Genomic DNA, 15,089 nt, shown 5'->3' on the forward strand with positions numbered 1-15,089 from the left:
TTTTAATGAGCTCGAAATAAACGAATAACCCAAGTTGTAGGCATAAAGGATCTAAAGATGGCGCAGCAGATGAAGAATCCGTTAAAATGGTATAGCAAGGAGATTAAAGACGGCCCTGCAAATTCGAGAGAACTCTCTTCATATGAAAAGAGAGTGGTCGCTCAAGTTCTCGATTTTTTGGAAAACAAAGATTCTGCATGGGATAACAGTGAGGTCAAAAATACATTGCAGCATGAACTGCGCCCCTTATTCGACGAAATCCTGCATTCTTTAATCCAAGTTCGCGGATTTATAACCATAACTGGACTTCCCTCCGCCGATGATAAGTACAGTGCTGAGGTAATTAAAAAATTTCTTTTAGCGTTTTGCTCACACTTTGGTTCTCCCCTAATCCAAAATAAAAACAATGATCTGATATTTGATGTTAAAAGTATCGAGGGAATGACTCTTAATACCAAAGATTCACGTGGTCCTTATGTGAAAGATGCTCTGCCAATGCATACCGATGCAGGAGCTATTCTTGGGATGTATTGCCTTGCATCCGCTGATGTTGGTGGTCATACGATACTTGCCAGTTCCCGGACTGTTCATGATGAAATAAAAAAAATAAGACCTGATCTTCTTGAGGTATTATATCAACCTGTGTATGCGGATCGGCGTGGAAATGAACCAGCAGGTGAACTACCGTATGATTTAAGTCCGGTCTTTGCTATGTATGGGGATGAATTGCGTTGTCAATATCATCAACCATTTTATAACGATGCGCAAAAAAAATTCCCTGAGCTACCGCGTTTTACATCACAACAAATTGAAGCCATGGCATTATTCGATCACATTTCACTACGAGAGGATATTGCCTTCGAAACAAAAGTAAAGCCCGGTAGCCTAATTTTTATTAACAATGAAGAAATTCTCCATGGAAGAACAACTTTCGATCACCCTGAAAATCAAACCGTGCGTCATTTGTTAAGGATTTGGTTGAATACTCCGAAAATTAAACATACCTTTCCTAGTTTTTTAGGATACCCAGGATAAAAATCAATACAACACGGATGTTTCCATATTCCCCTTTTAAAAATTTTATTTGTTTTAAAATAGATATTAATTTACAATTTTCCCGCATATCATGGCTAAAATTTATCATTTTCAGCCTTTTTTTAAACATAGCCCTAGGATGAAACGTGTCTACAACCAGCAAAGTCGATAACTATCAACATAAATGGTATGCATTTTTGGGAATAGCCCTACTGTCTTTTGGATGTTATCTCGACTATACCGTAGTCAATGTCGCATTACCCACCATCCAACATGAATTACAAGCCAACCTAGTATCCATGCAATGGGTCATGAATATTTACTTTCTGGCATTATGCGTTTTAGCTACCGTAATGGGTGGATTTGGTGATTTATATGGTCGCCGGCGTTGCTTGTATCTAGGAGGAGCGATTTTTGTGATTGCATCGATCATCGCCGGTCTCTCTTCTCATATTCATTGGTTGATTTTTGGTCGGTTATTGCAGGGTGTCGGTGCTGCAATTATATTTCCATTAGGGCTCTCACTCCTCCCCCAATTTTTCCCTGAACAAGAGCGGGGTAAAGCCGTAGCTTGGTTTGGCAGCATAGGAGGCATTGCATTAGCCTTAGGTCCGCTTTTAGGGGGACTTATCGTGACTTATCTGGGATGGAGATGGATTTTCTTCATCAATATTCCTATCTGCTTATTAGGGTATATTTTTTGTTTCAAATCTGTTTCAGAATCGCAAACTAATTCCCAACTGATTGATTTAGATATAAAAGGGATGCTCTTACTTGCTTTCACTATGGGCGGCATCGTATTAGGTTTAATTTATAGCCAAAGCTATGGTTGGAGCGCACCAATCACTTTAACCTGTTTCGCGGTGACGCTGATCATGGGCAGTTTATTAGTCAAAGCTGAAAATAATCATCCTAATCCTCTTATTGACTTTAAAGATTATTCCAATTTACTCTTTTCAGCCGGAGCCATTCTTGTCTTTTTAGCCGGGATATTAAGCGCCGTTACTTTATTTTTTGATCCCCTTTATTTACAAATTATAAAAGAGCAATCGGCACAATTATCTGGCTTAGTATTATTTGCCATACCTGTCTCAGTGTTTTTAATTGCTTTTTTTGTAGGAAAACTAATTCATAATCTGGGATTGTTGCATACTATTTTGCTCGGGTTGTTCTTAGGGTGTTTCGCAACCCTATTACAAGTGTTTTTTACCAGTAATGCCTCATTATTCTACATTATTTTTGCATTTATTTGTCTAGGAAGCATGTGGGCACTGGGTAATACGGTCTCAATCATTGCAGCCCAAACCGCAGTAGGCCCTGAACGTGCGAGTGTTGCAACGGGATCGATGGTAACTTTATTTAATATCGGTGGCTCTATAGGCTTATCTCTTGCAATCGTTATTTATAATTTTGTAACCCATCATTCTCTCTCTTCACTATCTAAAGACCACTCCAATGGGCTGAGTGAAGCACAAATTTCCAGTTTACAAGAGTTCATAGCCAATCCCACTCATTCATTACAACTTGCAGAAAATGATTTCACCCATCAATTGTTTAATAAAATATTCATGAATGGTTTTACTGGCGTGATGGCGTTTCTATTTATCGCTTCTCTTATTGCCTTCTCAGTGATTTGGCGGGGCAAAAAAGTTGAAAGCAAAGTGAAGGTCAATAAAATTACTCCTGTGAAGAACAAGGGTTCAGTAGCTTAATCCGTAGCCTGGTGCTTGCAACCAGGCTCAAATTAAAATTCCCTTCCTGTTTGTAACCAAACCTCTTAGAAAAAATAAAGACTCTGGGGATAATGTGGCGACTATTAACCGTGAAATCGATCATTAGCAGTAATCGGTTTTGCATGTTTTTCAATGTATTCAATAATTTTTCCAGCAATATTAATGCCAGTTGCTTTTTCTACACCTTCAAGGCCAGGTGAAGAGTTAATCTCCAAAACCAGAGGTCCATGATTCGAGCGAATCAAATCAACACCAGCCACTTTTAGACCCATTGTTTTAGCAGCACTGGCTGCAATTGCACGCTCTTGCGGTGATAATTTTACCTTGACTGCTTTTCCGCCTTGATGCACATTCGCACGAAACTCACCATCTTTTGCTTGCCGTTTCACAGCAGCAACTACCTTCTCTCCCACAACAAAGCAACGAATATCCACCCCACGTGATTCCTCAATGAATTCTTGCACCAAAATATTAGCATGCATTTCTTTAAACGCATTAATGATGCTCACGGCAGATTGATGGCTATCCGCCAGGATTACTCCCTTGCCTTGTGTTCCCTCCAATAACTTAATGACTAAAGGTGCCCCCCCAACCATGCGTACTAAATCCTCAGTATCATCAGGTGATTGAGCAAAGCTCGTTAATGGCATAGGAATGCCTTTTCGCGCTAATAACTGTAACGAACGGAATTTATCTCGAGAGCGTGCAATAGCTATAGATTCGTTCAACGTATACATGCCCATTGTTTCCATATGACGCAAGACGGCTGTTCCGTAATAAGTATTCGATGCACCAATTCTGGGAATCACCGCATCAAAATGAGGCAAGGGAGAGCCGCCTCTATAATGAACCTTAGGACAAGAAGCGGCGACATTCATGTAACAATAGAGTGGATTAATTATTTTAATTTCATGACCAGCAGCCTCACCCTCCTCCTTCAAACGCTTGTGGGAGTACAAATGTGGATTAGTGGCTAATATTGCAATTTTCATGAAAAACGCGTTCCTCAACTTTTTATTTTTATTATTAAAGTTCCATGTTGATTTATTTATGACAGACTCATCTTAATTAAGCCTAGTCTAAAAATGTAAAAATCACATTGGAAATAAAAAAAATATATTTATAAAAAATTCCCCAATTTAGGAAACCAATAACAGGTAATCTTTTGCTAATAAATCAGCATGATGTGGCGTAGTAAAAAATGCGTTAAGTTCTCCTTGCGGATTAAATAGCATTAAAGCGCCGCTATGCTGGATATCATAATTTGTTGCATCATCAACTCCCTTTTCAACCACCTTGGCATAAGCGATACCCATTTCTCGAGTCATTGATTTAATAGACTCTTCATTGCCACGTGCTCCATAAAAATGGGGATGGAATGACGTCACATAACCCCGAAGTTTTTCTGGGCTATCACGTTCCGGATCGATAGAGATCATTACAATGCGAGGTAAATTATTCACCCCCTTGTCTTCAAGGATATGATACATTTTGGTCAATTCCGCCATTGTAGTTGGACATACATAGCCGCAGTTTGTAAAACCAAAAAACATTAAAGTCCATTTTCCTTTTAAACTTTTATTATCGAATGTTTTTTCATCAATTCCTGTCAATTGAAACCGATTCACAGGTCTTGGATTTTCAAGGTAAGTACCATGAAATGTGGTCGCATCGATTTTTTTCTTAAAATGGAAATGTTGGCCTACAAAAATTCCTGAGAATAATCCTGCAAGAGCCAGCAAAACAACTACGGTAAAGGTAACACTTTTAGCCTTTAAACTCATTTTACCCCCTTATAGGAACATACAGGAAATAAGTCTCACAACACATCACTGAAATGACCATACATTTGCATTGTGGCATGGGACTTATTTCATACACATTCCTTATAAATAATGATCGATCAATAAAAAAACAAACAACAACATCAAATAAACTATTGAAAATCTGAAGGTTTGCATCGCAACAACGGGTTTATCAGTACGATATAACTTGTGAGACCAAAACAAGAATCGTCCACCAAGCACTAAGGCTCCTATTACATAAAACAAACCACTCATCCCTACAACAAAAGGCAGCATACTTACAACCAATAATAAAATGGTATATAAATAAACACTTAGTTTTGTAAACTCGATACCATGAGTCACTGGTAACATCGGAATTTGCGCATGTTGGTACTCTTCATAGCGATAAATCGCTAAAGCCCAAAAATGGGGCGGCGTCCAAATAAAAATAATTAACACCAACAATAAAGCTTGAGGATCCAATTGATTAGTCACCGCCGTCCAACCAAGTAGCGGTGGAGCAGCTCCGGCTAATCCGCCAATAACGATGTTTTGTGAGGTAGCTCTTTTTAAATAGCCCGTATAAACACCGGCATAGCCAATCAATGTAATAAAGGTCAGTAAGGCAGTTAATTGATTTACAAAAACAACTAAAACGGTCAAACCGAGAGTTCCCATGATGACAGCAAACCATAGGGCTTGACCTACTGAGACTTGGCCACTGGCAACAGGTCTTTTTTTAGTTCGAGCCATAATGGCATCAATTCGCTTATCCACTAAATGATTAATTGCAGCGGCACTGCCTGCACACAATCCAATACCAAGCAATGAAAAAAATAATAAGGATAAACTAACCCAACCCGGTGCTGCCAAGTACATGCCTACAACTACAGTCAACAGCATCAGTAATACAACTCGAGGTTTACATAACTCAAGGTAATCACGCCAAGCAGCTGACGAGGGTTGAACTACATGATCAACGTGCATCATTTTGCCCCTTACGCGTCAAATGAAGAGTACTGAATACCGTTGCCAGTAAAAGCGCCGCAACGCCATTATGAGCGACCGCCACACTGATTGGGAGGAGATAGATTACATTCAAGATCCCTAAAGTAAATTGAACGAAGATGAGTAGGAGCATGAACCCCGCTGCTATTTTGAGATAATTGAAACTGCTTCGTCGCAGGATTAATAAAGAAAGCACCAGAATGTAAGCAGCAGTGATTAATGCCCCTAATCGATGAATCCATTGAATCGTCACCCGCACATCATGATCTAATAAACCTCCTTGATAATTAGCTCCTACTGGTGAAAATAAATTAAAGCCCTGGGCAAAATGCAAATCTGGCACCCATACCCCATTACACTGTGGGAATCCGATACATGAGATCCCTGCATAGTTTGAACTCACCCAACCACCCAAAGCGATTTGTAGGAAAACAATGACCACCCCAAGACGTATCCAAGGACGCCATTGTGGTAAATCCTGCCCGCTTAATGAACTGAGTTGCAATCGAAAGCGACTTAAGCAAGTAACGATCAAGATTCCGCCTAAAAGATGTCCCATGACCACCACGGGCAGTAGCTTTAAAGTTACGGTCCACATCCCCAAAGCAGCTTGAAAAAAAACCAGTAGGAGTAATGCGGCTGGCAAATGCCAAGGCATCAAATGGTTGCCTTGTAACCGTTTGCGTAGCGCTGAAAAACCAATAAAAAAAATCAATAAGGCTAAAGACCCTGCGACATAACGATGCGCCATTTCAGTCCATGCTTTTCTAGACTCGATGGGTATTTGCGGATATTGAGTCTGTGCTGCCTGTAATTTTTCCTTAGCACTTGGAAGAACCATCTGCCCATAGCAACCTGGCCAATCAGGGCAGCCTAGGCCAGCATCCGTCAAGCGTGTATAAGCACCCAACATCACGACGAACAAAGATAAAAGCACAGCAAATGATACTACATATCGTAATAATTTATTTTGCATTAGATTAATCACTCTTGTTTTCGGTGGTATTCAACAACAACTTCAAATCTTTATACACATCCTCAGGATTGACCTGAGGGGCATAACGGAGAATTAAATAATTACCTGGATCAGCTACAAATACTTTCGCATTTGAAAATAAGGTATCTTGTGCCATAAGCTCAGTCGCAGATAATGTCGCTACTTTAAAATCGATATCCTTTAAATAGTTTTTTTGTTCTTGCGATAAAGGAGGTGCTTTATCACTGAAAATAAGCCATTGATCGACTTGATATAACTTACGTCCTAATGCCAGCCGAATACGTGCCAGAACATCCAATTGCTTCATGCATGCCTGCTCACAAGCCTCAGGACTCCAAAAAATGATCCGCCATTTAGACTTTCCTTCCAAAGTATCCAAAAGCACTGGTGGATTCAGTAAAATCCCCTTGTTGACCCGTGGCGCCCCCAACCAAGAAGGATGCTGGAAAAACAAATAAGCAGCTACTCCAGGAGCGGCAAATAGTACAACTAACAACAATAAAATATAATAGTTACTGACTTGTTTTCTCATTTTTTTTCTTCAGATTTAATGCAACAAATATAATGAGTACCACTAATGCCATAACAAACCACTGCAAAGCATAAGCTAAATGCCGCTGCGGAGGCATGGATACCGTCTCCCACTCACGCACAAATCCATTTGCATCTTGCTTGTCGAGGCGAATAATAAACGGAGAGACCGATTTTTGCAAAATTTGACTTATCAATTGATCATCTACACGTTCCAAAATGGTTATTTTATTCCCTCTCTCTTCTAAAGCAGGACCTAAAACCCATTGTTTTTTACTTGGAAAATATGCCGAACCCTGTAATTCTATTACTCCTTTAGGAATTTGAATATTTGGAAGAACTCGGCGGGTTAACTCACCAGGAACCCATCCTCGATCAATAAGTACGAGGGTACCATCGGATAACTCCAAAGGAGTTAGTACATCGTAACCAAATTGATGGTTATGATGCTGATTATCTAATAAAAATATTTGTGACCCATATTTCCCTTTCAATACTATGCGCTCATATTGCAAAGGCAATTTTTTCTTTGCGGACCAGAGAACTGGTTTTTGCCTTTCTTGTGTCTTTTGTGCAAGAATCATTTTTGTTTTTTCATCGGCGCGACTAATTTGCCAAAAGCCAAGGCGAAGAAACAAAGAAAAAAATACGACAGCCAGAAGCAACATCGGCCAGCTTGGGGTGAAACCAAATTTAAAACAGGTTAAACTAGGCATCATTATTTAATTGTTCAAATGTTAGTCATAATCAGACGGCAATTCAGGAGTATAACAAATGATCACCAAAATTATCATCATCTTTGCCATGATTATCATCGCCGCCTCTCTAGCAAGTGGTCTTATTTTTCTTATTCGAGATTCAGGTAATTCCAAACGCACTATTAAAGCCTTAACCATAAGAATAAGTATTTCGGTAAGTTTATTTATATTTTTATTAATTGCTTTTAAACTGGGTTTAATTAAGCCTCATGGCCTTTAATGCGTTACCGTTGGCAATGAGGTTATGGTAAAACGTGTAGCCCGGATTAGACGAAGTCGTAATCCGGGGTTAAGATTACATCCCCGTATTAAGCAGCGCTAATACGGGCTACTATGACGCTATTACAACGGTTACTTTATTTTAAGGATATAATATGCGTATCTTATTAATCAGTTTTCTATTTCTTTGTCATTGCATCCATGCTGACACGATAAAAAACTACATGAATATTGCTGATAATATCCCTCAGATGGAAATTAAAGCAGATCCGCAAGCCCAAGCTTGGGCGCGATCCGCCCGTCATGTTTTGACAATAACCTGCGAAAGCATTGCGGAAACAATGATTCAGGCAAATGAAATCGCAAAAAATCAAGGCAATCCCATTTTTTGCTTGCCACCAAGCGTACAACTGAATGCACCTACTCTTTGTGAACTGATTCAACAAACCTACAAAGAAATCTCAAGTCAGCAAAGTGATAAAGACTCCATGACCGTTTCACAGGTAGCCTGGTTAGGGGCAAGTAAACACTACCCATGTCAACAAAATACTGCAGCCAAAAATGAAATGCTTCATGTTTCTGCGGCTTTAGGGCAACCCTCAGCAGCACAACCACCAACAGAACAGCATTAGATGGAAATCCGGTCTTGGCACGACAAAAAAATTTTTTGGCGATTTTTAATCAAAATGACTTTTTAGGCCGGGTCAAGACCCGACCTAGGTTGGATTAATTCGTTTAATCCCTATTTACTGAACTCTTCAAAGGCTTCTAAAGCCTCGGCAGCATACATCAAAGATGGACCACCGCCCATGTATACAGCCATACCTAAAGTTTCTAAAAATTCTTCGCGTGTTGCTTGTAATTTAATTAAAGCTTGCGCATGAAATCCGATGCAACCATCACATTGCTTTGCAACAGCAAGAGCCATAGCAATTAATTCTTTAGTTTTTTTATCGAGTACTCCGTCTTTAGTGGCTGCTTGCGCAAGAGCGGAAAATCCAGACATGACTTCGGGCATTTCCTTACGCATTTTAGCTAATTGAGTACTGATGTCTTTGGTGATGTGAGAAAATTTATCTGACATTTAGAAAGCTCCATTTTTAACTACTCACTCGTGCTTAACTTCTTGCTTTGGGTTCATGAGGCAGTAAGTAAAGATTTAATAGAGTAATTGTATTAATAATTATGCCAAGCAGGCACTCTAATTTATCATGAGTGTAGGATATAAACTGTCTTTTATATCAAACTCACGTTAATTTACCGCATTACTTTGTTTAGAAAAAGGTTTTTGTAGGGTGCGTGTCAGGTAAATCCACCCTGCCTAGAGATGTTTTTAATAAAATTCGGTACCTTGTCCCCATCTATTACTGTCGAATGAACCTAGATTATAGGCCAAGGTCCGACTGATGATTTTATGAATACGATGCGGTTACATCGTTTGACTGCCAAGATAAATACCTGCTGCAATTCCCCCTGTTGTAACAATGACTTTGGTAAAGAAACCACACCATGATCCAGAGGCTTGTGCTTTCTTTTCGGCAGACAAATCCACTGCCTTTTCCACATGTGGATTTTTAATGGATTTCTCATTTAAGTGTCCACTAAGGAACGGACATGTCACAACATGTTGCTCCTCGATGTCATCCTGAGGGGGCAACATTTCGTAAGAAGCAGCGGATGTGCGCTGGGAACTTTCCTCAGAAAGTTGCTTATAGAGTGAAGGAGCCAATTTGCGGATGACCAAAGTTAATCCTGCATTAATACCTCTCGAATTTGCTTTCACGCCTGAAGTTGCTTCAAGTTGCTGGAGGGTATCACCCACATTAAAGAGTGTCTCAAGCGCGATAGCCGCATTCGAATCAATATCCTTGGACTCACCGCTCTCTAATTGATGAACTCGCTCTATGAGATGATTCGTTCCCAGCTTTTCCCTCAGTGAAGCAACGAGTTCAGCACAGTAAGAAAATTGGACTCCTAAAATTGGACCGTTTTCATTAGCGGGTAGCTTTGAAGCAAGTTCTTTGAGTTTTAAAAACAATTTATCATCATTTAATATCGCTTTAAGTGCACGGGCATTAGGATGTTCCTCGCCATAATGAACAGTATCCCGTAGCAATTGTTCAATAATCATTTGCTCTGAAACAAGAACTGCGATGGATAATAATGCAGCGATATTTTTAGGATTTTTTAAATCGGGATCAGCTAACCGTCCATTGATTCGAACGTCAATTAACCCTTCATCGGTTATAAGAGGCGTCTCCTTATCCAAATCAAGCGCTGGACTGCCGTCTTTTTTCACCAAATCAAAGGCATAGATAATTGCTTTAAGTGTGTTTTGACTCACTGCATAGGAATTTGTCAAATGTTTCAGTAAGGGATGCCGAGTACTTTGTGCTAAAGTGGCTTTTAATGGCTGAATCATTTCCAATGCACGATTTATAGTTAAGAGATCCTCAACGATATCTTTTTCTTTCGCATCTTTTTGCATCTGGCCATAGACTCGTTTTATGGCTGTAGAGTCCATTAATTTTGCAGGATCAAAACCATACTCTTTTTCTAAAATTTCAAGAAGAATATCCATCGCGTTAAACGAACGATTTTGTGTGTGAAGAATATGCTCGTTGCCTTTCATTAAACCAAGCATTAATAATTTTCCTTGGTCTTCTGGTAGGCGACGAAAACCACTTTTTGAAATGCGTATCACACGAATTATATCTTCTGCATGCTCCGGTTTAACCAATTTTTTATTACTTTCTTTAATAATCCAACCCATGGGTGCAGCTTGATCATTGATGTTAATTACAAAACCATTGTCTTGATAGGTTTGAGTTTTCTTTGGATCCAGATCGATTTTCACATTGGATGGTATCACCGCTGTTTCTATTCTCATGCCAGATTTGGTGTTAACGATTTTTTTATCATCTTCCATGATGATTTCAAATTCGCCTCTATCTAATTCTTGTGTAATCACTTGATATTGGTGCGCATCAAGCCCTTTAGGATGACAAAGATATAGAAATCCTTGTTTTGATAAATGGCTACTGAGACTGATTCCAGTTTGCCAGACTGAAAAATGAATAGTATCCCAAATTGCCTCGCCCCCACGAAGGTCTTCCGTATTGGGATATCTGAGCGCCTGGTTACGCTCATTTAATATTTTCCCTCGTCCAATAATGTAATGGCTTGATTTTTCTAATAGTCTCGTATTTTGTGAAACTGTTGAACCTCCCTTAGAAAGACCAAATACATCCTGCTGATTTTTTCCTTCGGCAGCATGTTCAACGGAGTTTTCTTCATAATCCTCTTCGCAAACTGGCTCAAGTAGCGCTGAAAACTGGGCTAAACTTAATTGAAATCGAATAGCTAGAGCACCCATTTCAGAAAAATTTTTTCTTAATGTCTCCATTCCATAAGTAGAACAGTTTTCATCTTTGAATTTTGCACCCGTGTATTTAAGCGTAAAACCTTTAATTGAGTCATTCTTTTGGAACATTCATCACCTGGATTTGATTAAAACCGAAAGGCATATTATTATACACGTAGATTATTAATGAATTATTAAGAATTTTTTTTATACATTTTCTCGGGGCTTAGAGCAGGTCTTGCTGCACCTTCCGAGCGCTCATCTAGATCGTCTAATCCCAGTCCTCCTCCCGAACCTAAAGGTGAGGTTGCCCTAAAAAATAGATTAAAATTACATCCGTCAACCTTGCCGTTCGAGCAAGCTTGAAACCTTAATAAAAAAATAATCGCTGTTTTAGAAAATATCAAAAGGCATACTGTATTAAGGCAGAGCTGAGCTATTTCGCCTGGTAACGGAGCAGCTAAAAAGAATGTTACATATCAGCATCCGCTAAATTTCCTTGAATCAATCTGACTTGCCCATGTATTTTGAGCAATTGCTGTTCTTTAAATTGAAAATAAGCGATCACCTCCGCTTCAATAGCTAAATGCTTGCGATTGACTCCTTTGGGATAATAGAGGGCAAATACTTCATTGCCTGCTTCCATAAGGTGTTTATACTCCATGTCATTTATTTTCATATTCTGCTTTTGCTCGATGACATGAGCAATATAATCATTACGGTTCATTATTACCCCATTAATGCATTGCTCAAATTCAGGATGAAAAAATTGTTTTACGGTTGAAGCGACATCCAGATTAGGATCGTAAACAGATGCCCAAATACGTTTCAAGAGAGCAGAATAAGACATTTTGGACTACCTCATTAAATGACTTTAATTATGAACAATAATTTGGTTATGTTGACATCATAAACTGAATTAGAGGTTAATAAAATTTATAAATGGCCATGCTCAACGAAGAATACCTGGCAACCGAACCATTCAAAAATGGCATCACGGGAAAGCCTCTCGACAGCATTTGTTTTATTTGGGTTAATCGTATTTTAAGGAAAATCCTATAAAATAGGATGACCCATGGCAGCAAATGGCACCGATGATTATGGATAAGGGCTAGACGCAGTGAGGGTTGCTCACTCAATGACAAGGTATGAAACCATGAAAAAACTGGCTTTTAGTGTGATTTATTTTGTAGCCTTTAATGCACAAGTTTTTGCGACCCCTGTTGTCTATACTACCCAGACTTTCTATAAAATACTTGGAACTACCGAACAAGATTTGCGCAATCAGCTGAATAAGTTAGGGCCTTTTTTCTCAGATAAACGCTATGATGCAAAAACAACTTGGCAAATTAATTGGAACTATAAATGGGATTATGATAATCCCACCAAAAATCCTTGCTACCTTACAGAAGTCAAGGTATCAGCTAATATTGTGACTGTCTTACCTGAATGGGAAGATAAAGATCACGGCAGCGCTGAGACCCAATTAAAATGGGAGAATTACCTTACTCATTTGAGTCAACATGAAGAGGGACACGCAAATAATGGTAAAGAAGTCGCCGCTGAAATAGAAAACGCCTTATTAGCCATCCCTCCAATGCTCTCTTGCGAGCAGCTGCAATCCACTATTGAAAATACGGCTCAAGATATCGTGAAGCGACATAATATCTGGGATATAAATTATGATGCGACAACCCAACATGGCAAAACACAAGGAGCTTCCTTTCCCTAGAGTTTTAGCAAAAATAAATTCATCACGCTCTTGAAAAAATACATTTTAATATAAAACATAGCAATTCATATCAAAATGCTATATGCTCCCTTTTTTTTGGGGTGAGAGCACAATGGGTATAGTCAAAATTTCTGATGAATTACATGAAGCAACGAAGCTGATGGCGAGAGCCATGAGCCGCTCAATCAACTCGCAAGCAGAATATTGGATTCGAATAGGAAAGCTGGCAGAAGAAAATCCATCCATTACATACTCTGAAATTCTCAAAATTTTAATCAATCAAGCATCATCCGGTGAGATAAACGATGTTAGTGAAAACGCCTGAGGAAATAGAAAAAATGCGGGTTGCCAGTAATCTAGCAGCCTCTGTCCTCCAAATGATAGAAACTTATGTGGTTGCAGGGATCAGTACGCGCAAACTTGAGGAAATTTGCCGTCACTACATCATTAACGATTTGAAAGCAATTCCCTCAACCTTAAACCACTATGGATTCCCTGCGTGCATTTGCACCTCGATAAATCATGTGGTCTGTCATGGCATCCCTTCTGATAAGGTGCTTAAAAATGGGGATATTCTTAATATTGACGTTACAGTTCAAAAAAACGGTTATATCGGTGATACCAGCAAAATGTTTCTCGTAGGTACCGTAAAACCTTTTGCTAAAAAATTAGTAGCGGTTGCCCAGGAGTGTCTCTATAAAGCGATTTCAATAGTCCGTCCAGGAACGCAGCTGGGTGATATTGGAAACATAATCCAAACGCATGCAGAACAACATGGATATTCAGTAGTGCGTGAGTATGGTGGCCATGGAATTGGTCGTTCCATGTGGGAAGAACCAGAGGTCATGCATTTTGGCAAACCCAATACCGGATTACGATTACACGCAGGAATGACGTTTACCATTGAACCCATGCTCAATTTGGGTCGTAAAGAAGTCAAAACGTTGGGCGATGGCTGGACCGTGGTCACCAAAGATCACAAATTATCCGCACAATGGGAACATACCATTTTAGTCACTGATAATGGCTATGAGGTACTTACCTTAAGACCAGAAGAGCAGTTGATTTAATAAATTTTAAAACTTTTAAGTTAATATACATTATCCGTCAAAGGTACTTAATGATTAAGCGAATTATTCAAAAACATACCCTCACCCTCTCCCGCGACTTAATACCGAGTTTAAATCAAATTCATTGCGCGGGCGGGGTGATTTTTAGTGCCTCTATGGTACTTAGCCCTAACATCCCCTCTCCACTATTGGGGAGAGGGCTAGGGTGAGGGGAAATGCCCCCCTTATCCTGCTTAGCTTGACGGCTATGGACCAAGATCAGACAAAATAGTTACTAATCTGCAGCTTTTTTAACACATCGATTGCCGCAAGCAGTGGCGATACAGCTTTGACCGACACCACAATCATCGTCTTTAGTGCATTGTTCCCAGCATGAGGTGCAATTCTGAGGGCAAATAGCTGCCAATTGAGATGATTTAATAAGCAGTGTATCTTCTGAAGAGGAATAACCATTCATGTTAAGTCCAATAACAAGGAACAATAATACACTTAACGGTACACTTTTCATTTTAAGTCCCTTTAAGTTTACTGAGATAAGCAACTGTCTCGAGTATTACTACAGCCTTGGATACAGGGTTGGTACTGCTCCTTGCAATAAGACTCATCATTATTCTTAGTACACTGGTTATATTGGGTTTCACATGAGCTCATGCAATAATCGTATTTGGTATTGCACGATTGATCATCTGCATAGCTTAGATTCAGCCCACCGAAAAGCATGGCGCTGATTAATAAGACATGAAATTTTTTCATTTACTCATCTCCTGTCTATTGAGGATTGAAAAGATTGATCATGTGCAGTTTCATGAGTCAAAGTACAAAAAACAATCCAACTGTCCATTTAACTAAGTTTAG

Annotated in this window: 18 protein-coding genes; 7 read left to right on the top strand and 11 right to left on the bottom strand. The window is 39.4% G+C overall.

From position 1 onward, the window contains the following. Positions 1–69: 69 nt before the first annotated feature. Positions 70–1,035: a TauD/TfdA family dioxygenase gene (locus OQJ13_RS06000; RefSeq protein ID WP_265709891.1), complete on the top strand. Its 966-nt coding sequence runs from the start codon at positions 70–72 to the stop codon at positions 1,033–1,035. A 146-nt stretch (positions 1,036–1,181) separates the two neighbouring features. After that, a complete protein-coding gene (locus tag OQJ13_RS06005) occupies positions 1,182–2,747 on the top strand; it encodes an MFS transporter (protein WP_265709892.1) in 1,566 nt (521 codons plus the stop codon). 104 nt (positions 2,748–2,851) lie between these two features. On the opposite strand, the gene rimK is transcribed toward OQJ13_RS06005, so the two are convergent. From rimK to OQJ13_RS06035, 6 genes are all read right to left on the bottom strand, one after another. Next, entirely contained in the window at positions 2,852–3,760 is a 909-nt protein-coding gene (gene rimK / locus OQJ13_RS06010) for a 30S ribosomal protein S6--L-glutamate ligase (protein ID WP_028380899.1), read from the bottom strand. Positions 3,761–3,907: 147 nt separating this feature from the next. Beyond that, entirely contained in the window at positions 3,908–4,552 is a 645-nt protein-coding gene (locus tag OQJ13_RS06015) for an SCO family protein (RefSeq protein ID WP_265709895.1), read from the bottom strand. Between the two features lie 102 nt (positions 4,553–4,654). Further along, entirely contained in the window at positions 4,655–5,542 is an 888-nt protein-coding gene (gene cyoE / locus OQJ13_RS06020) for a heme o synthase (protein WP_265711896.1), read from the bottom strand. Further along, complete coding sequence (locus OQJ13_RS06025) at positions 5,532–6,539, bottom strand: COX15/CtaA family protein (protein ID WP_265709897.1); 1,008 nt, start codon at positions 6,537–6,539, stop codon at positions 5,532–5,534. The genes cyoE and OQJ13_RS06025 overlap by 11 nt, the downstream gene beginning before the upstream one ends. A 4-nt stretch (positions 6,540–6,543) precedes the next feature. Then, positions 6,544–7,092, bottom strand: a complete 549-nt coding sequence (locus OQJ13_RS06030) for a hypothetical protein (protein WP_265709899.1) — start codon at positions 7,090–7,092, stop codon at positions 6,544–6,546. After that, on the bottom strand, positions 7,073–7,807 hold the full coding sequence (locus tag OQJ13_RS06035) for an SURF1 family protein (RefSeq protein ID WP_265711897.1): 735 nt from the start codon (positions 7,805–7,807) through the stop codon (positions 7,073–7,075). The genes OQJ13_RS06030 and OQJ13_RS06035 overlap by 20 nt, the downstream gene beginning before the upstream one ends. Before the next feature lie 58 nt (positions 7,808–7,865). On the opposite strand from OQJ13_RS06035, the gene OQJ13_RS06040 reads away from it, so the two are divergent. Further along, positions 7,866–8,069, top strand: coding sequence for a twin transmembrane helix small protein (locus OQJ13_RS06040; protein ID WP_265709901.1), 204 nt, complete (start codon positions 7,866–7,868; stop codon positions 8,067–8,069). Positions 8,070–8,223: 154 nt separating this feature from the next. Then, on the top strand, positions 8,224–8,700 hold the full coding sequence (locus OQJ13_RS06045) for a phosphatase (protein ID WP_265703300.1): 477 nt from the start codon (positions 8,224–8,226) through the stop codon (positions 8,698–8,700). Positions 8,701–8,810: 110 nt separating this feature from the next. Here the strand turns inward: OQJ13_RS06045 and OQJ13_RS06050 are convergent, their stop codons facing one another. From OQJ13_RS06050 to OQJ13_RS06060, 3 genes are all read right to left on the bottom strand, one after another. Beyond that, positions 8,811–9,152 (bottom strand): carboxymuconolactone decarboxylase family protein, encoded by a 342-nt coding sequence (locus OQJ13_RS06050; RefSeq protein ID WP_028380892.1) that lies wholly within the window; start codon positions 9,150–9,152, stop codon positions 8,811–8,813. Between the two features lie 345 nt (positions 9,153–9,497). Further along, entirely contained in the window at positions 9,498–11,561 is a 2,064-nt protein-coding gene (gene ceg17 / locus OQJ13_RS06055) for a Dot/Icm T4SS effector Ceg17 (protein ID WP_265709903.1), read from the bottom strand. A 343-nt stretch (positions 11,562–11,904) separates the two neighbouring features. Next, a complete protein-coding gene (locus OQJ13_RS06060; RefSeq protein WP_265709906.1) occupies positions 11,905–12,282 on the bottom strand; it encodes a hypothetical protein in 378 nt (125 codons plus the stop codon). A gap of 306 nt (positions 12,283–12,588) precedes the next feature. Between OQJ13_RS06060 and OQJ13_RS06065 the strand changes: the two genes are divergently transcribed. The 3 genes from OQJ13_RS06065 to map all read left to right on the top strand — a co-directional run bounded on the left by OQJ13_RS06065 (position 12,589) and on the right by map (position 14,234). After that, positions 12,589–13,164 carry a DUF922 domain-containing Zn-dependent protease gene (locus OQJ13_RS06065; protein ID WP_265709908.1) on the top strand — a complete coding sequence of 192 codons (576 nt, stop codon included), beginning with the start codon at positions 12,589–12,591 and terminating at the stop codon, positions 13,162–13,164. 112 nt (positions 13,165–13,276) lie between these two features. After that, positions 13,277–13,489 (top strand): ParD-like family protein, encoded by a 213-nt coding sequence (locus OQJ13_RS06070; protein WP_265709909.1) that lies wholly within the window; start codon positions 13,277–13,279, stop codon positions 13,487–13,489. Beyond that, complete coding sequence (gene map / locus OQJ13_RS06075; protein ID WP_265709911.1) at positions 13,470–14,234, top strand: type I methionyl aminopeptidase; 765 nt, start codon at positions 13,470–13,472, stop codon at positions 14,232–14,234. Before OQJ13_RS06070 ends, map begins: the two co-directional genes overlap by 20 nt. A gap of 274 nt (positions 14,235–14,508) precedes the next feature. Here the strand turns inward: map and OQJ13_RS06080 are convergent, their stop codons facing one another. Together OQJ13_RS06080 and OQJ13_RS06085 are read right to left on the bottom strand one after the other, a co-directional pair. Then, entirely contained in the window at positions 14,509–14,742 is a 234-nt protein-coding gene (locus tag OQJ13_RS06080) for a hypothetical protein (protein ID WP_265709913.1), read from the bottom strand. 17 nt (positions 14,743–14,759) lie between these two features. Further along, positions 14,760–14,987: a hypothetical protein gene (locus OQJ13_RS06085; protein ID WP_265709915.1), complete on the bottom strand. Its 228-nt coding sequence runs from the start codon at positions 14,985–14,987 to the stop codon at positions 14,760–14,762. Positions 14,988–15,089: the final 102 nt, after the last annotated feature.

The organism is Legionella sp. PATHC035 (assembly GCF_026191115.1).
GTDB lineage: Bacteria > Pseudomonadota > Gammaproteobacteria > Legionellales > Legionellaceae > Legionella.